Source organism: Nonomuraea sp. CA-141351 (assembly GCF_050944675.1).
Classification (GTDB): domain Bacteria; phylum Actinomycetota; class Actinomycetes; order Streptosporangiales; family Streptosporangiaceae; genus Nonomuraea.
Genome location: NZ_CP191982.1, coordinates 573921 through 590113, shown reverse-complemented (window position 1 = coordinate 590113; position 16193 = coordinate 573921). Strand labels below are relative to the sequence as shown.

At 66.8% G+C, this 16193-nt stretch carries 16 protein-coding genes and 2 pseudogenes; 5 read left to right on the top strand and 13 right to left on the bottom strand.

What is annotated here, in order from left to right; translation table 11 throughout:
* Positions 1 to 69: 69 nt before the first annotated feature.
* Both ACQPWU_RS02995 and ACQPWU_RS02990 read right to left on the bottom strand, forming a co-directional pair.
* Positions 70 to 1074, bottom strand: coding sequence for a hypothetical protein (locus tag ACQPWU_RS02995; protein WP_433436780.1), 1005 nt, complete (start codon positions 1072 to 1074; stop codon positions 70 to 72).
* Positions 1071 to 1592 carry an RNA polymerase sigma factor gene (locus ACQPWU_RS02990; protein WP_433436779.1) on the bottom strand — a complete coding sequence of 174 codons (522 nt, stop codon included), beginning with the start codon at positions 1590 to 1592 and terminating at the stop codon, positions 1071 to 1073. The genes ACQPWU_RS02995 and ACQPWU_RS02990 overlap by 4 nt, the downstream gene beginning before the upstream one ends.
* Before the next feature lie 388 nt (positions 1593 to 1980).
* Between ACQPWU_RS02990 and ACQPWU_RS02985 the strand changes: the two genes are divergently transcribed.
* The gene (locus ACQPWU_RS02985; RefSeq protein ID WP_433436778.1) at positions 1981 to 2976 is read left to right on the top strand and encodes a methyltransferase; all 996 of its coding nucleotides are present in this window, start codon (positions 1981 to 1983) and stop codon (positions 2974 to 2976) included.
* A 74-nt stretch (positions 2977 to 3050) separates the two neighbouring features.
* On the opposite strand, the gene ACQPWU_RS02980 is transcribed toward ACQPWU_RS02985, so the two are convergent.
* The 6 genes and pseudogenes from ACQPWU_RS02980 to ACQPWU_RS02955 all read right to left on the bottom strand — a co-directional run bounded on the left by ACQPWU_RS02980 (position 3051) and on the right by ACQPWU_RS02955 (position 5918).
* Positions 3051 to 3353, bottom strand: a complete 303-nt coding sequence (locus ACQPWU_RS02980) for a hypothetical protein (RefSeq protein WP_433436777.1) — start codon at positions 3351 to 3353, stop codon at positions 3051 to 3053.
* A gap of 46 nt (positions 3354 to 3399) precedes the next feature.
* Complete coding sequence (locus ACQPWU_RS02975; protein ID WP_433436776.1) at positions 3400 to 3675, bottom strand: hypothetical protein; 276 nt, start codon at positions 3673 to 3675, stop codon at positions 3400 to 3402.
* Between the two features lie 50 nt (positions 3676 to 3725).
* Entirely contained in the window at positions 3726 to 4724 is a 999-nt protein-coding gene (locus tag ACQPWU_RS02970; protein ID WP_433436775.1) for a Fic family protein, read from the bottom strand.
* A 338-nt stretch (positions 4725 to 5062) separates the two neighbouring features.
* A pseudogene (locus ACQPWU_RS02965) lies at positions 5063 to 5170 on the bottom strand (peptide-methionine (S)-S-oxide reductase MsrA); the annotation flags it as partial.
* 44 nt (positions 5171 to 5214) lie between these two features.
* Positions 5215 to 5631, bottom strand: coding sequence for a type II toxin-antitoxin system VapC family toxin (locus ACQPWU_RS02960; RefSeq protein WP_433436774.1), 417 nt, complete (start codon positions 5629 to 5631; stop codon positions 5215 to 5217).
* Positions 5607 to 5918 carry a hypothetical protein gene (locus ACQPWU_RS02955; RefSeq protein WP_433436773.1) on the bottom strand — a complete coding sequence of 104 codons (312 nt, stop codon included), beginning with the start codon at positions 5916 to 5918 and terminating at the stop codon, positions 5607 to 5609. The genes ACQPWU_RS02960 and ACQPWU_RS02955 overlap by 25 nt, the downstream gene beginning before the upstream one ends.
* A 632-nt stretch (positions 5919 to 6550) precedes the next feature.
* On the opposite strand from ACQPWU_RS02955, the gene ACQPWU_RS02950 reads away from it, so the two are divergent.
* The 3 genes from ACQPWU_RS02950 to ACQPWU_RS02940 are packed head-to-tail and all read left to right on the top strand — an operon-like array spanning position 6551 to position 8452.
* Positions 6551 to 7135: a TetR family transcriptional regulator gene (locus ACQPWU_RS02950; RefSeq protein WP_433436772.1), complete on the top strand. Its 585-nt coding sequence runs from the start codon at positions 6551 to 6553 to the stop codon at positions 7133 to 7135.
* Positions 7132 to 7710: a hypothetical protein gene (locus ACQPWU_RS02945; RefSeq protein WP_433436771.1), complete on the top strand. Its 579-nt coding sequence runs from the start codon at positions 7132 to 7134 to the stop codon at positions 7708 to 7710. Before ACQPWU_RS02950 ends, ACQPWU_RS02945 begins: the two co-directional genes overlap by 4 nt.
* Positions 7703 to 8452: an alpha/beta fold hydrolase gene (locus tag ACQPWU_RS02940; protein ID WP_433436770.1), complete on the top strand. Its 750-nt coding sequence runs from the start codon at positions 7703 to 7705 to the stop codon at positions 8450 to 8452. Before ACQPWU_RS02945 ends, ACQPWU_RS02940 begins: the two co-directional genes overlap by 8 nt.
* Positions 8453 to 8501: 49 nt before the next feature.
* Here the strand turns inward: ACQPWU_RS02940 and msrA are convergent.
* A pseudogene (msrA, locus tag ACQPWU_RS02935) lies at positions 8502 to 9157 on the bottom strand (peptide-methionine (S)-S-oxide reductase MsrA).
* A gap of 123 nt (positions 9158 to 9280) precedes the next feature.
* Between msrA and rarD the strand changes: the two are divergent.
* Positions 9281 to 10204, top strand: a complete 924-nt coding sequence (gene rarD / locus ACQPWU_RS02930) for an EamA family transporter RarD (RefSeq protein ID WP_433436769.1) — start codon at positions 9281 to 9283, stop codon at positions 10202 to 10204.
* On the opposite strand, the gene ACQPWU_RS02925 is transcribed toward rarD, so the two are convergent.
* Genes ACQPWU_RS02925 through nuoL form a run of 4 tightly spaced genes read right to left on the bottom strand, consistent with a single transcriptional unit; the run spans position 10172 to position 16156 of the window.
* On the bottom strand, positions 10172 to 11161 hold the full coding sequence (locus ACQPWU_RS02925; RefSeq protein ID WP_433436768.1) for a polyprenyl synthetase family protein: 990 nt from the start codon (positions 11159 to 11161) through the stop codon (positions 10172 to 10174). The two genes, rarD and ACQPWU_RS02925, sit on opposite strands and share 33 nt — an antisense overlap.
* A gap of 11 nt (positions 11162 to 11172) precedes the next feature.
* Positions 11173 to 12756 (bottom strand): NADH-quinone oxidoreductase subunit NuoN, encoded by a 1584-nt coding sequence (gene nuoN, locus ACQPWU_RS02920; RefSeq protein WP_433436767.1) that lies wholly within the window; start codon positions 12754 to 12756, stop codon positions 11173 to 11175.
* Positions 12753 to 14312: an NADH-quinone oxidoreductase subunit M gene (locus tag ACQPWU_RS02915; RefSeq protein WP_360701337.1), complete on the bottom strand. Its 1560-nt coding sequence runs from the start codon at positions 14310 to 14312 to the stop codon at positions 12753 to 12755. The genes nuoN and ACQPWU_RS02915 overlap by 4 nt, the downstream gene beginning before the upstream one ends.
* The gene (nuoL, locus tag ACQPWU_RS02910) at positions 14312 to 16156 is read right to left on the bottom strand and encodes an NADH-quinone oxidoreductase subunit L (protein ID WP_433445146.1); all 1845 of its coding nucleotides are present in this window, start codon (positions 16154 to 16156) and stop codon (positions 14312 to 14314) included. Before nuoL ends, ACQPWU_RS02915 begins: the two co-directional genes overlap by 1 nt.
* Positions 16157 to 16193: the final 37 nt, after the last annotated feature.

The following is a 16193-nucleotide window of genomic DNA, read 5'->3' as shown; positions in this document are numbered from 1 at the left end:
GCTACCCGCGAGGCGGCTTCCCCACAAGCAGAGTCCCGGATGCGCTCTACGTGCTCGCCGCCACACGTTCTAGAGCTGGGCTGTACAGCCATGGCACCTGGGAGGCACCACCGGCCGCACATCGCTCCAGCCCGCCTTCCTGACGATCTCGGCGCTCCACGCAACGCCATCGGGAGTCAGCCGTTGCCTCCCGAGCAACTGTCCAGTCCCGGGGTCGATCACCAGCTGACCTCCCGCGTATTGGAGGCCCAGCCCGTGGAGCCCGAACGTGCCGGGAACCCCGTCGACCACTTTGACGCCCGGCGACTTCGCCAGGAGAAGGTAAGCGGCAGCCCTGGTGCCGGGAGTCGCCGGTGAGTCGATGAGCCGCGAGGCGGCCCCCGTGAGCCATGGCTCGCGCTCAGCGGCCACCTGAGGGTCGTAGCTTTCCAGCAGCCGCGCCCTGAGCGCCGCCGGCTCCTTGGGCAGGTTCCGCAGTTCCGTCAGCGTCGGCTTCAACCCCTCGGCGAGCTCCAGTCCCAACCTCAGGTCCGTCGAGGAGTATGCGGGCATGTTCTTGTCGCACCCCTGCGCGGGGCACAGCTTGGGCGAGCCGTCCCGTCGCCACGCCTTCAGGCCCTCGGCCGTGTACGGCTTCGACGACATCGGCTCGCGCCAGCCGTAGATCTCGCGGTAGGGCCCGAAGGCGAGCACATCCATGGCCCGTTCCTCGACCTGGTAGCGATACCCGTTCTTCGTCCGCATGACCTCCTCGGTGTCTCGTCGCCAGAAACGACCCTTCGCCTCCGGTGCCGCCGCGAGCCTGGCGGCCGCACCCTCCAGCTTCTGCATGGGCGTGACCGCGACAGGCTCCACCGCAGGTCGAGGCACGAGAATCACTACAGCGCCGACCACGAGCGCGACGGCCGCCGCCACAAGCGCCATGCCCGTCCACGACTTCATGCCTATCCGTGCCCTGGACACAGGGGGAATCGGTGCGGCTGCGAGTACCCGCGCCCGCGCCGCCGTCAGCTGGTCGGCCGATGGGGGTGGCACGTCGGGCATCACCGAGTCGATGACCTGGAACTCGTTCATCCCAACCCCTCACGAAGCTTGGTCCTGGCCCTGCTCAACCGGGACGCGACCGTCCCCGAGGCGATTCCGAGCGCCGCCGCCACCTCGTCGTACCTCAGCCCGGCGTACGCGATGAGCAGCACCACGTCGCGCTCACCCTGCGACAGCCGCGCCAGCGCCCCCGCCAGCCGGTCGACCGTCACCCTCGCGCTGAGCCTGTCCACGATCCGCTGATCGTGTCCTTCATCGTCAGATGGCGGCCCCGTCCTGGCCATCGCGCGGTACCTACGCACCTCGGCGCGCCGATGCCTGCCGATGAGGTTGGTGGCGATGCCGTACAGCCACGGCCTGACCCCGCCTGCTGCCGCGTTGAAGCGGTCGCGCTGCCTGAAGGCGATGAGGAACGTCTCCGCCGCCAGGTCTTCGGCTACGTCGAGGTCGAGCCTGCGGCCGATGTAGCGCCGGATCTCCTCGTAATGGGCCTGGAAGACGGCCTCGAAGACGTCAGGAGCAGTGATCACACCCTTGTTTGCCCGCAAGCGTGCGATTCTTCCAGGAAATCTTGAGTAGTTGTCGTAGAGGGATGGCGTCCTGGACGAACAGGCCCAAGATCGTGCGGGACGTCCGCCAGGACCACGGTTGACCGCCCACCTGTGGTTTCCGTGGCCGCTGGCCAGGATGACATTGTCCGCTTACCAGGGCGGCGGTCAGCCGAGGTGAGGCAGGCATGTGCCGGACGCATCGCGCGACTCGCTAGCCTGAGTCACGATGAACCGTTTGAGGACGTCGCGAGATGAGTTCGGTCTCACCCGCTTCCCCGAAGATCCCCGTGACCCGCTACGCGCCTGGGACGCCGCCGACGAGTACCTGCTGCGGCATCTCGAGGGAATCGACGGCGAATCAATCGACCTGTCGGGCACCGTGGTCGTGCTGGGCGACCGCTGGGGTGCCCTGGTCACCGCGCTCGCCGATCACCGACCCGTACAGATCACCGACTCCTACCTCACCCAGCAGGCGACCCGAGCGAACCTGAGTCGCAACAAGATCGCCCAGGACACGGTGCGCCTCTGTACGACCATGGATGCGCCACCGCCCCGGATCGATGTGCTGCTGATCCGGGTGCCCAAGGGGCTCTCGCTCCTTGAGGACCAATTGCACCGTCTCGCACCGCACGTGCATGCGGGCACCGTGATCGTCGGCGCGGGAATGGTCACCGAGATCCACACCTCGACCCTGGAGCTGTTCGAACGTACTCTCGGGCCGACCAAGACGTCGCCGGCGGCGAAGAAGGCGCGGCTCATCTTCTGCTCGCCCGATTCTCAGATGCCGCGTCGTGCCAGCCCGTGGCCGCGAAGCTACACGCTCCCCACCGATGTCGGAGCGGTCTCAGGACTCACCGTGACCAATCACGCCGGCACCTTCTGCGCCGACCGCCTCGACATCGGCACCCGGTTCTTCCTGCAGAACCTGCCGCCTCTCCGGGGCCGTGAGCATGTCGTGGACCTGGGCTGCGGCAACGGGGTGATCGGGCTCGCTGCGACACTGACCGACAGCGAAGCCAAGGTGTCGTTCATCGACGAGTCCTACCAGGCGCTGGCTTCGGCGGAGGCCACTCTCCGAGCGAACGTCGATATGAGCAGCAACGCGACGTTCCTGGCGGCCGACGGCATGTCTGGTGTACCGGCAGGGACGGTGGATCTGGTCCTGACCAACCCGCCGTTCCACACGCACCGCGCGAGGACCGACGCGACGGCTTGGCGCATGTTCAACGGTTCACGCGCGGCACTTCGCCGCGGCGGCGAACTTTGGGTGATCGCCAACCGGCACCTCGGCTACCACGTGAAGCTGCGCAGGTTGTTCGGCAATTGCGAGGTCGCCGCGAGTAACGCCAAGTTCGTCGTCCTACGAGCTGTCAAGCGCTGACCGTGCTCCTCCATCGCAATGCCGACTGGCGCGCGCTGGGCACAAGCTCAGCCGCCGTCCGGTTTGCGCAGCGGCTATTCGGTGTCTTTGGGGTGTCGAGGCGATGCATAGATCACCCAGACAGTACGGGTGATGTCATCGATGGCATAGCGCACACGCCCGCCGCTGGTGACCTCGAATTCCCACTGCTCCAAGTCCTTGCCGTTGTGACGGTGAGTCGCGAGATCGCCGCGCAGGCGATGCTGACGGTCGTGGCTGGAGCGTGAACGGGGATCAACCCGCAGCACCTCGAAGCATCGGCGCGTATTGGCCAGGGCATGACGGCACAGCTCTTCCCAGCCCCTGACCGCGTCGCTGGAACCGAACCGGGCATCCACTCGTCATCCGGCGGTGGCACTGTAACGCGATCTCCGCGCTTCGGGCTCATGCCGAAACCTGCACCGGCCCGAAGTCGCCGCTCGTGGGCTTGCGAGCCTCGGCGTAGCGTGCAGGGTCGGCCTTGATTCTCGCAGTGGTCCGCCAGCCCGCGATGACCTCCTGGGTGGTGGCATCGACATCCAGTTCGGCCGCGTCGGAGAGCGCTTCAACCAGTTCCAGAGTGAAGGCACGCAGTTCGTCCGAGGACAGGTGGCGAACCCACGGGAAGACCTCCGGCATGGCTATGACCAGCGCACGCGCGGTGGGATCATGCTTGATCAAGGCTAGGAACAGCCGGGACGCGGTGGCCAGCGTCCGCTCAGAGCCCCCGGTCACGGTCGACGCTGCCTGGACTTGAGGTAGTCATCCACCCACTTCTTGCTGCTGCGCCACATACCGTCGTCCCCCTTGACCGCACGTAGCCGTCCCCTCGCTGCAGCGACCCGAAGTGCGTTCTCGGTCACGTCATGCGTCGAAAGAGCGGGTAGAGGGACAAGCTTGACAGGACCGGCCACCGCCGGCATGACGAAGCGGTACAGATTTGTTGTCACGCTACGGGCGATCAGTTCACCTAGCGGGCCGAACTCCTCACTGTCGGCTCGACGCATGGCTTGGAGGTACTTGTCTCGGTCACGCTTGTAGATGATCGCTGGAGGATACCCCGTTCGGCAGAGCATCAGGTTGAGCACCAACCGACCCGTACGTCCGTTGCCATCGAGAAACGGGTGTATCTGTTCGAACCGATTATGCACGCGGGCCAAACGTTCGGGAAGCGCCTCATCCGTATCGACGCGAAGGGCGTCGACCGCCTTCACCCAGTCCCGCATCTGAGGGTCGACCTCCGGCCACGGCGGCGGCTTCATGCCTCCGGGAAACTTGGCGATCTCGTGCTGCCGGAAATTACCTGGTTCTTCGGCAACGGTCGCATGCGGGTGGGGTGCCACAGCCCAGACGAGCGACATAGCCGTGTGGTGTATCTGACGGATCTCCTGAAGAGTGATGAGTTCGCCGTTCTGCCAGTCTCCCGGCTCCAGCGCCTGCCCGTATACCCACTTCGCGGCGTCGCCGTAACCTTTAACCTCCATGTAATCCCTGAGCGGCTTGGCGCCGACGGCTCGCCCCTCCTCCAGGAGCTTCTCCACCTCCTGCAGAACAAGGGTGTTGCCTTCGATCGCAGTGCTGTTGTGGGCCTCTTGATGCCAGATGTCGGACCAGATGTCCTCTGCCTCAGCTGGGGACGGTAGACCGCCCAAGCGGTCACGCAGCTCTCGAACGGCCTCCTCAAGGCGCTGATACACAGTTGCCCTCGACGGCCTGCCCGGTCCTGACACCTACACCTCCAAGATCTTGTTCGGCTGGACCAAATTAACCGTACCGAACAAAGTCATCCCGAGTTGTTCGTCTCAGCAAAAATAAGTGAACCGAACAACATGCGCTTGAACGAGGCAGGGAAAGTTCGGGACGCAGTCGCCAGCGCCCGATCGCGCTCGTCCTCACGGTCTGCCGCGGCGAGAGCCCTTCAGGGGGAACGTCTCCGATGATGCGATAGCTGCGAGATCCTCCAACTACCAGCCAGACAGCCGGCCATGCATCTCTCGCTTACATGGGGCGCATGGCCGGTCCCTTTCGCCGGGTGGGACTATACGCATCCTCCCGATACTCCGCTTGCTCACGCCTCACCGGAGGTCAGGCCGACCGGACACGCCACGCCGGTACCGCCGATGCCGCAGTACCCATTGGGCACTTTGTACAGATATTGCTGGTGGTAGTGGTTCGCCTCCCGCAATAGTTCGGCGACTCCCGCTTGACCCTCAAGCAGTCTTAGACAGGGACCACCTGCATTGCCTTCCCGCACAGCTTGCTCATGTCGTCCTCGTCAGACGTCAGAACGACGGCAGGGCGCACCGAGCGCAGTGCGGTGGCCGCGACCACAGCGTCGATGGCGTACTTGTGACCGTGCAGGCGAGCATCTCGAAGAAGCTCGATCGCTCGCGCCGATATGTCCTCGGTCACCGGCTCGATCTTCAGCCGGGACAGATACCACCTGAGACGATCGCTTCTGACACGGACGTCTTGCGCCTCGATCGGTGTCATGGCGCTGACCACAACCCGAAAGTCGTTGTCCTGCGCCTCCCGCACGAACGCCGTCACCCGCTGGTCGGCCTCGCACCACTTTACGAGCCCCTCGCAATCGAGAACGACAGTGCCCGCGCTCAACCGGCTTCGTGGGCGCGCCATCCGTCGTCCTCATGGAGCTCGGGTGCGGACTTGACGCGGCGGAACAACTCCGCCGCCTCATCACGCAAAGCCTGTGGGATCGGCCCAGAAGCGGCCTCGTTCGCCTGCAGAGCCTCCTCCAAGAGATCCCGCTCGATCTGGCGCTCCACAGCGGCATCAACGTAGGCGGAAAACCCACGGGCCCCGACTCGCTCTCGGACAGCGCGAATGTTGCCCGCTCTCAGAGACACACTGACCTTGGCGGCCGGGCCGTCTCCCGGGGCGAAGTCTCGCTCTGGCATGCTCATACACTCAGTTTACTACTCGAAGTAGCAAAATACTGCGGCCGACCACAAGCTTTCGGAAGCCAGCCAGCTCTCCTCCCCGCGGACAACCAGCCTCGGGGTTCTCCATCGCTGGGGCCGTGAAGGCGACGGCTGTCACGGATCACTCGTCGTCCGGGATAGCTGCCAGCGACTCGGGAGTGTGCCCGAAAGCATCCAGCACCTCATCAAGCGAGACTCGCTCACCCGTTTCCGTGACCGATCGGGCAAGCGCAAGCGCCAGGTCACGCAGGTAGCCGCCACTTCCTCCAGTTCGTCGAGCCGACGAATGCTCACCACGGCCGCCACCGGATGATGCCGGCGGGTGACTACTAGATCGGCCCCCCGCTCCGCATCGGCCACCAGCCGGGCAACCCCTCGCTGGGCGGCCTCTGTAACGCCCAGCTCAGTAGCGTCGTGCAGAACGGCCATCCCCAACTGTGCATCTTTCTGCACAGGATCGCGATCCTCGACCGGACATCGGCTCCCGCCTCGCCGGACGTCAGGCCTACCGGGCATGCGACTCCAGCGCCCAAGAGCGCACGGCATTTACCGCTATCAATCTTGCCGTTTAGGCAGTCATTGCCGAGTCGGCAAGTTTTAGATACTGTCGTTACGTGAACCTCAGAGAGCGCCAGAAGCAGATCACGCGCGAGGAGCTCGCGCAGACCGCCATGCGCCTCGTCCTGGAGAGGGGCTTCGATCAGGTACGAATCGCCGATATCGCGACGGCGGCCGGGGTCGCCGAGCGCACCTTCAGGAACTATTTCTCCAGCAAGGAGGAAGCAATCGTCGCTGTCGCCATCGAGCGCGCGAGCAACGCCGGACAGGCGCTGCGACAACGCCCGACCGGCGAACCGCTGTCAGCAGCAATCGCCGAGGCCGTCCTGGAGCAGTATCAGGCGGCGGCCCAACCGTCCTCGACGGGCACCTTGTGGCGCAACCGACGCCAGCTGATCATGTCCGTGCCATCGCTGCAGGCCGAGTACCTGAGGGCCACCCAGGCCATGGAGCGCACCATGGCCGAGGCCATCGCCGAACGGACCGGCGCCGACCTCGACAGGGACCTGGAGCCGTGGGTACTGGCCGCGGCCGTATCGGCGGCCGAGCGCAGGGCGGTCTTCTTCTGGCTCACCCGCGCCGTGGACAGACCACTGCCGGACCTCCTGCGCCAGGCACTCGCCCAGGTGCTGCCCGCATGAGCGTCGACCGGCCGCCGCTGCGGCCCCTGCTGATGAGCCTTGCTATCAACGCCGCGTTACCCCTCGTCGCCTTCCTGCTGATCCGCCCGCACGTCGGCAGCGACGCCCTCGCCCTGGCCCTGGGCGGTGCCATCGCGGCAGGCAGGACGGTGTTCCTCTTCGCCCGGCGGCGCCGGGTAGACGTCATCGGCCTGGTAGCCATCACAGCCTTCGCCATTTCGGCGCTGGCCTCGCTGGCGTTCGGCGGCAGCTCGCTCCCGCTGAAGCTGGACATGGCGCTCCTGGTCGGTCCGCTCGGATTGGCCTGCCTGGTGTCGGTCGCGGTCGGGCACCCACTCCACGACCTGGTCACGCGCATACGCCGGATGCCGAAAGCGAATCGCCGACACTCCTCCATCATCACGGCAATCGTGGGATGCACCCTCGTCGTGCACACCGTGGTCCATATCGTGCTGGCGCTGACTCTGCCGACCGCCACGTTCCTGGCCGCTTCCCGGCTGGCCGGCTGGGGCATCATCGCGGTCGGGGCCGCCGTGATGGCGGTCTACCTGCGTAGGGCGCGCGTCCATGACTGAGCTGCACCACCGCGTCATCGGCTCGGGACCGCCGCTACTGATGATCTCCCCGGGAGCCGGGCGGGCGAGCGCTCTGCGGACTATCGCGGAACAGTTGGCCGGAACCTTCACCGTGGTGACCTATGACCGCGACTCCACCCGGGAGCGGCCCAGCATCGCGGCCCACGCCGACGACGCCGGCCGTCTGCTGGAACCGTTCGCGCCCGCCTACGTCTTCGGCAGCTCCATCGGGGCGCTGATCGGGCTGGAGTTGGCCGTGCGACACGCGGGCAGCGTGCGCGCGCTGGTCGCCCACGAGCCTCCGCTGCTCCACCTGCTGCCCGCCGACGAGCGGCCACGGCTCGACCTGCATCAGGCCTTCCGCGCAGACGGCGCCGAGAGCGCGCTACGCGCCTTCGCCGCCCGCCTGGGGGTCGACCGCGGCCAACAGTCCTCGCCCGAGGCAGCCGAGTACTTCTTGGGAACAGAGGTGGGATCCGGCATGCTGGCCCGCTACCGAGCCGACCTCGACACACTGGCCGGGACCAGGGTCATCCCGGGCGGAGGGGCGGAGGGACGCGACTTCTTTCCTTTTCGGTGCGCGGCCGAGTTGGCTCGCCGCCTCGGCACGCCGCTGGCGGAGTTCCCCGGCAACCACACAGGGTTCGTCACCCACCCCGCCGCGTTCACCGCCAGGCTCGCCCACGTGCTCATCGAAGAAACGGGCGGCGGCCACAGGCACGAGCCCTGTGGAAACGACTGAGACCCCCGTACGGCGTGCTCGCCGTACCCGGAGGTCTCAAGATTCGGGACTACTCCCCTGAGGCCGTCAGACCCATCGGACAGGACACACCCGTGCCACCGAGGCCGCAGTAGCCGTTCGGCGCTTTAAAAGGTATTGCTGGTGATAATCCTCGGCGTAGTAGAACGGCCCCGCGGGGGCGATCTCCGTGGAGATCTCGCCATAGCCGGCCGCCTTCAGCACCCCCTGGTACGCATCCCGAGAGGCCTCAGCCGCCTTCTGCTGCTCCGGCGAGTGATAATAGATGGCCGAACGGTACTGCGTCCCCACGTCGTTGCCCTGGCGCATGCCCTGCGTCGGGTCGTGGGCCTCCCAGAAGACCTTCAGGAGCTCCTCGTACGACACCTTCGCCGGGTCGAACGCCACCCGGACGACCTCCGCGTGCCCCGTGAGGCCGCTGCAGACCTCCTCGTACGTCGGGTTGGGCGTGTACCCGCCCTGGTAACCGACCGCAGTCGTGACGACCCCGGGTGTCTGCCAGAACTTGCGCTCGGCGCCCCAGAAGCAGCCGAGGCCGAAGTCGGCGATCTCCAGGCCCGGGGGCGGGGTGAGGGGGGCGTCGAGGACCGCGTGGCGGGACGGGATCGGCATGGGGTCCGGGCGGCCCGGGAGGGCGTCCTCGGGTCGGACCATCGAGGTCTTGTTGCCGCCGAAAAGCCAGCCCATGGCACTACCTCCACTAGGTCTTGTCCCAGAGTACATAGGCGTGAACGCTTTAGAGTCACTACACAATTCCGTATAGTGAACGAAATTTGTGTTTAAAGGTGGTAATGGCCGAAGATGGGGTTCATGCCTGACCTTCGGCGTGGTGTCCTGTTCGGGATCGCCGCCTACACCATCTGGGGCCTGTTCCCCCTCTACTGGCCGCTGCTCAAGCCGTCCGGGGCCGTCGAGATCCTGGCCCACCGCATGGTGTGGTCGCTGGTCGTGGTCGCCGCCGTGCTGGTCGTCCGCCGGCATTGGTCGTGGTTTCGTCCCCTGATCAGGCAGCCCATGAAGCTGGGCCTGCTGGTGCTGGCCGCCGTGCTCGTCACCGTGAACTGGGGCGTCTACATCTACGCGGTCAACAGCGGGCACGTCGTCGAGAGCGCTCTGGGCTACTTCATCAACCCGCTCGTCAGCGTGCTGTTCGGGGTGGTGCTGCTGCGGGAGCGGCTGCGGCCGCTGCAGTGGGTGGCCGTCGGGTTCGGGGCGCTGGCGGTGCTGGTGCTGACGGTCGACTACGGGCGGCTGCCGTGGATCGCGCTCACGCTGGCCATCACCTTCGGCGTGTACGGGCTGGTCAAGAAGCAGGCCAACGTGGCGGCCACCGAGAGTCTCGCCATCGAGACCCTGGTTCTGTTCCTGCCCGCACTCGGCTACCTCTTCTTCCTGCAGACGGGCGGGCAGGGGACGTTCACCGGTGAAGGCCTCGGGCATGCCCTGTTGCTGATCGGCGGCGGGGTGGCCACCGCCATCCCGCTGATCTGCTTCGGGGCGGCGGCCATCCGGGTGCCGCTCAGCACCATCGGGCTTCTGCAGTACATCGCGCCGATCCTGCAGTTCGCCTGCGGCGTTCTGATCGCCAAGGAGACCATGCCGTCCAGCCGGTGGATCGGCTTCTCGATCGTCTGGGTGGCCTTGGCGATCTTCACGTACGACAGCTTCAGGACGGCCCGGGCCGCACGGCGAGTCCGGCAATCAGCCGGAACGCTCGACCACATAGTCACATAGCGCCAAAAATGCGGACCTGGCTGGGATGTCGGGGAGGCCGGAGATGTCGGTACGAGCCCGGTCCACCCACGATTCCAGCTCCGCCCGAGCCTGCCCCATGGCAGGGTGAGCGCGGAGCAAGGTCAATGCCTCGTCCACGTTCTCATCCGCCACCGGCCCCGACAGCAGCTCGCCCAGGCGGGAAGCCTCCCCCGGCGCCAGCGCGTACAGGACCGGCAGCGTCTTGATGCCCTCGCGCAGGTCCGTCCCCGGCGTCTTGCCCGACTCGGCACCGGAGGACGCCACGTCCAGCAGGTCGTCTCCGAGCTGCCAGGCCACGCCGATGGCCTCGCACGCCCGGCTGAGCCGCTCCTCGACGTCCGCGGGAGCACCGGACAGCAGCGCGCCGAACCGGCCGGACGCGGCGATCAGGGAGCCGGTCTTGTCGGCCAGCACGCCCAGGTAGTGAGCGATCGGGTCCTCACCGTCGCGGGGGCCGATGGTCTCGCGGATCTGCCCCTGCACGAGACGGGAGAACGTCTGCGCCTGGATGCGGATCAGCTCCGGACCGAGGTCCGCGAGGATGTCGGACGCCTGGGCGAACAGATAGTCGCCGGTGAGGATCGCCACGGTGTTGTCCCACCGGGCGTTGGCGGACGGTGAGCCCCGGCGTACCGGGGCCTCGTCCATGACGTCGTCGTGGTAGAGCGAGCCCAGGTGGGTCAGCTCGATCACCACCGCGCCGGGCACCACGCCCGGCGCGGACGGATCGCCGAACTGCGCGGCGAGCAGCAGCATCAACGTTCGGAACCGCTTGCCGCCGGCCTCGATGAGGTGCTTGGACGCCTCCGTGACGAAGGCGTCCTCGCTCTCCACCGACGAGCGCAGGAGCTTCTCGACCGCAGCCATTCCGGTGGCTAGGTCCTGCGCCAACCGCTCGTCCTCGATGGGAAGGTCAACCACGGGAGGCGCAGACATACGAGATCCCCTTATCTAATGAACAGGCTGTGAGCAGCGTCGTTGGCAACACCAAGCACGGACTCCGGGTAGAGCCCCACTCCTACGGTAACCAGCAGGGAGACGGCGATGACGGCCACGGTCCCCATACTGGGCACCGCGATCGCCGGGCCGTCGGCCGCGGGTTCGCTGAAGAACATCAGCACGATGACGCGGACGTAGAAGAACGCGGCGATGGCCGAGGCCACCACACCCACCACGACCAGGCCGGCCATCCAGCCGCCCATCGAGTCGCCGGGCTGCGTTCCGCTGTTCAGAGCGGCCGCGAAGACGGCGTACTTGCCGAAGAAGCCGCTCGTCATCGGGATGCCGGCGAAGGCCAGCAGGAAGAAGGCGAACACCCCGGCCAGCACCGGCGCGCGCTTGCCGAGCCCGGCCCAGCGCGACAGGTGCCCGGCCTCGCCGCCGGGGTCGCGCACGAGCGTGACCACCGCGAACGCGCCCACCGTGGTGATGCCGTAGACCGCCAGGTAGAACAGGATCGCCTTCAGGGACACGGCGTTCTGGGCCGCGGAGCCGAATGTGGCCATCACGCCGACGAGCAGGAAGCCCGCGTGGGCGATGGACGAGTACGCCAGCATCCGCTTGATCTCGGTCTGCGTGATCGCCAGGATCGAGCCGACGATCATCGTGAGCGCGGCGACGCCCCAGAAGATCGGCCGCCAGTTCCAGTCGAGGTTGCCCAGACCCACCCAGAACACCCGCAGCACGGCGCCCACGGCCGCGACCAGCGTGCCGGAGGCCATCAGAGCGGTGATCGGGGTGGGAGCGCCCTGGTAGACGTCCGGCTTCCAGGCCTGGAACGGCGCAGCGCCGATCTTGAACAGCAGGCCGACGCCGAGCAGCGCGAGCCCGAGCATCAGGATCGGGTCGAGCGACGCGCTCTTGCCCATGGCCGCGTTGATGCCGGGCAGCGAGACGGTGCCGGCGAAGCCGTACACCATCGCGGTGCCGTACAGGAAGAAGGCCGAGGAGAACGCGCCCAGCAGGAAGTACTTCATCGACGCCTCCTGCGACAGCAGGCGACGCCGGCGGGCCAGGCCGCACAGCAGGTAGAGCGGCAGCGACATGACCTCGAGGCCCACGAACATCATCAGCAGGTCGTGGGAGGCCGGGAAGAGCAGCATGCCGCCCACCGCGAAGAGCACCAGCGGGTACACCTCGGTGTGACCGCCGCCCGCCGCCTCGGCCTCCTCCTCGTCGCCGCTGCCGGGCACGGCCGCGGCCGAGGCGACGAAGTGGCCCTCGTCGTTGATCAGCAGCACGCACACGAACGACAGGACGAGGATGACGCCCCAGATGAACAGCGCGGGCCCGTCCACCGCGACCGCACCCATGGCGACCGGTGCGGTCGGCACGTTGCCCCGCATGACCTGCACGAGCACCAGCATGAACGCGCCGAACAGGCTCAGCAGGGTGAGTGGCACGTGGATCGACTTGCGCAGGTATCGCGGCGCGAACGCCTCTACGAGCACCCCGATGATGGCCGCGCCGAAAACCACCAGCAGCGGCGCCAGCGTGCCGTACTCGATCGTCGGCGCTGGGATGGAGTTCACTGACCTGTCCCCTTCTCAGCGATGGTGGAGGCCGGCACATGCACGTTGGTCAGCGTCTGCTGCACCGACGGGTTGATCACGTCGAGCAGCGGCTTGGGGAAGAAGCCGAACCCGATGATCAGAGCGACGAGCGGGGCCAGCACCCAGACCTCGCGGGCGTTCAGGTCCTTGAACGCCTTGACCGGCTCGGCGGTCGGCCCGTTCATGGCGCGCTGGACCATCCACAGGATGTAGACGGCGGCGAGGATCACGGCCACCGCGGAGATCACCGCGGCCACCGTCAGGGCCCCCGAGCCGTGGGCCTTGCTGGAGTACGTCCCGATCATGACCATGAACTCGCTCACGAACGACGACAGTCCGGGCAGCGAGAGACCGGCCAGACCGGCGACCAGGAAGAAGCCCGCGAGCAGCGGCGCGACCTTCTGCACGCCTCCGTAGTCCCCGATGAACGGCGAGCCGCGCCTGGCGATGAGGAAGCCCGCGGCCAGGAACAGCGCGCCGGTGGCGAAGCCGTGGTTGACCATGTAGAGGGCCGCACCGGACTGGGCGACGTCCGACATGGCGAACACGCCGAGCACGATGAACCCGAAGTGCGAGATCGACGTGTACGCGATGAGCCGCTTCATGTCGGTCTGCCCGATGGCCACGATGGCGCCGTAGATGATGCTGATGACCGCCAGTACGACGATCGGCATCGTGAACGCCTTGGCCGCGTCGGGGAAGAGCTCCAGGCAGAAGCGGAGCATCCCGAACGTGCCGACCTTGTCCAGCACGCCCACCAGCAGCACGGCGGCCCCGGCCGGAGCCTGCGCGGCCGCGTCGGGCAGCCAGGTGTGCACCGGCCAGAGCGGCGCCTTGATCGCGAAGGCGATGAAGAAGCCGCCGAACAGCCACTTCTGCATGGCCGGGTCCTTGATGGCCCCGATCAGCTCGGGGAACATGAACGTGGACTTGCCGGCCACGAAGTAGAGCCCGATGACCGCGACCAGCATGAGCAGGCCGCCGAACAGGGAGTACAGCAGGAACTTGACGGCCGCGTAGGACCGCTGGGCACCGCCGTACGACCCGATCATGAAGTACATCGGGATCAGCATGGCTTCGAAGAAGACGTAGAAGAGGAAGATGTCGGTCGCCGCGAAGACGCCGATCATCATCGTCTCGAGCACTAGCAGCAGCGAGAAGTACGTCTTCACCGACCGCTTGGGCGTGATGAGCGTGCCGTCGGCGGTCTTGACGCCGTCGGCATCGTGCCAGGAGGCCAGCACCACGATCGGCACCAGCACCACCGACAGGGCGATCAGCACGAGTGCGACGCCGTCGACGCCGACTCCGAACTTCACGCCGAAGCTCGGGATCCAGTTGTACTCGGCGGTGAACTGGAAGCGCGGGCCCGTCGGCTTGTACCCGGCGGCCATGACACCCGTGAGGACCAGCGTCAGCAGCGAGACCAGCAGCGTGACCTGCTTGGCCAGCTTGTCACTGCCCTTGGGAAGCAGGGCCACCACGATGGCGCCCACCACGGGCACCGCCATGAGTATCGGAAGCCAGGGTGACATCAGATGTTCCCAACGAGGAGCAGGGCGCCGGTCAGCAGGGCGGCACCGATGAAGATGGACAGCGCGTACGTTCTTGCGAAGCCCGTCTGGAGCCTCCGCAGGCGCCCGGAGCTGCCCCCGATGCCCGCGGCCAGGCCGTTGACCAGCCCGTCGACGCCGCGGTTGTCGAAGAACACCGCGATGCGGGTCAGCCACTGACCGGGGCGCATGAAGAGCGACTCGTTGAGGGCGTCACCGTACAGGTCGCGCCGGGCGAACGTGGTGACGAACGACCCGCGCGGCTGCACGGCCGGCACCTCGGCCCTGCCGTACTTCACCCAGGCGAAGCCGGCGCCGACCGCGACGAGCGCGAGCGTAACCAGGCCAGGCACGCTGGCGAAGTGGAAGGAGGGCAGCTCCTCCGGCCGGCCGACGGCCGGGGCGAGGAACAGCATGAGCCGGTTGCTCAGGATGAGGTAACCGCCCAGCCCGATCGAGCCGATCGACAGGATGATCAGCGGCCAGGTCATGACCGCCGGAGACTCGTGCGGGTGAGCGTCCTCCGCCCAGCGCTTCTCGCCGAAGAAGGTCATGAAGACCATCCGCGACATGTAGAAGCCGGTGATGCCGGCGCCCAGCACGGCCAGCCAGCCGAGAACCTGGTTGTGCTCGACCGCGGTCTCGATGATGCCGTCCTTGGTGAAGTAACCGGACAGCAGCGGGAAGCCGATGATCGCCAGGTAGCCGATGAAGAACGTGACGAAAGTGACCGGCATGTACTTGCGCAGCCCGCCGTACTTCCGCATGTTCACCTCGTCGTTCATGCCGTGCATGACCGAGCCGGCGCCGAGGAACATGTCGGCCTTGAAGAAGCCGTGCGTGATCAGGTGGCCGATCGCGAACGCGTACCCGGCAGGGCCGAGGCCAGCGCCGAGCATCATGTAGCCGATCTGCGACATCGTCGAACCGGCCAGGCCCTTCTTGATGTCGTCCTTGGCGCAACCGATGATCGCACCGGCGAGCAGCGTTGCCGCGCCGACGATGGACACCGCGAGCGCGGCGCCCGAGCCCTCGGGGAAGAAGAACGCCCCGGAGCGGACCACCAGGTAGACGCCGGCGGTCACCATGGTGGCCGCGTGGATCAGGGCCGACACGGGGGTCGGGCCCTCCATGGCGTCCAGGAGCCAGGACTGCAGCGGGAGCTGCGCGGACTTGCCGCACGCGCCGAGGAGCAGCAGCAGGCCGATGGCCAGCGTGGTGCCGTTCTCGACGCCGCTCACCTTGGCCCCGAGGTCCTTGAAGGCGAGGGTGCCGAACGACGTCCAGATGACGAACATGCCGACCAGCAGGCCGAAGTCACCGACGCGGTTGACGATGAACGCCTTCTTCGCCGCGACCGCCGCCGACGGCTTGAACTGCCAGAACCCGATCAGCAGGTACGAGGCCAGGCCGACGCCCTCCCAGCCGATGAACAGACCCACGTAGTTGTCGGCCAGCACCAGCAGGAGCATCGCGGCCACGAACAGGTTCAGGTAGGAGAAGAACCTGCGCCGGTGCTCGTCATGGGCCATGTAGCCGATGGAGTAGATGTGGATCAGCGAGCCCACACCGGTGATCAGCAGCGCGAAGCTGATCGACAAGGGGTCGATCAGCAGCCCCATCTTCACCAGGCCGGGGATGAAGTCGTAGAGCTCGACGGCCCGCCGGCGCTCCTCTTCCCCGAACCCTATGAGCTCGAAGAACGCCAGCACCGCCACGACGAACGAGGCGAGGGACATGGCCACGCCCAGCAGATGGCCCCAGCGGTTCGTGAACCGGTTGAACACCAGGAGGATGAGCGCTCCCACCAGGGGGAAGGCGATCATCAGCCAGGAGACTCCGATCACGCCGCCGGTGTGCTGG

Excerpts from the sequence above, each read along its gene's own strand:
- nuoL (WP_433445146.1), bottom strand. The coding sequence starts at position 16,156 with ATGATCGCCTTCCCCCTGGTGGGAGCGCTCATCCTCCTGGTGTTCAAC.
- ACQPWU_RS02925 (WP_433436768.1), bottom strand. The coding sequence starts at position 11,161 with ATGTCTGCGCCTCCCGTGGTTGACCTTCCCATCGAGGACGAGCGGTTG.
- ACQPWU_RS02995 (WP_433436780.1), bottom strand. The coding sequence starts at position 1,074 with ATGAACGAGTTCCAGGTCATCGACTCGGTGATGCCCGACGTGCCACCC.
- rarD (WP_433436769.1), top strand. The coding sequence starts at position 9,281 with ATGCCTGACCTTCGGCGTGGTGTCCTGTTCGGGATCGCCGCCTACACC.
- ACQPWU_RS02945 (WP_433436771.1), top strand. The coding sequence starts at position 7,132 with ATGAGCGTCGACCGGCCGCCGCTGCGGCCCCTGCTGATGAGCCTTGCT.
- ACQPWU_RS02955 (WP_433436773.1), bottom strand. The coding sequence starts at position 5,918 with ATGAGCATGCCAGAGCGAGACTTCGCCCCGGGAGACGGCCCGGCCGCC.
- ACQPWU_RS02960 (WP_433436774.1), bottom strand. The coding sequence starts at position 5,631 with ATGGCGCGCCCACGAAGCCGGTTGAGCGCGGGCACTGTCGTTCTCGAT.
- ACQPWU_RS02940 (WP_433436770.1), top strand. The coding sequence starts at position 7,703 with ATGACTGAGCTGCACCACCGCGTCATCGGCTCGGGACCGCCGCTACTG.
- ACQPWU_RS02915 (WP_360701337.1), bottom strand. The coding sequence starts at position 14,312 with ATGTCACCCTGGCTTCCGATACTCATGGCGGTGCCCGTGGTGGGCGCC.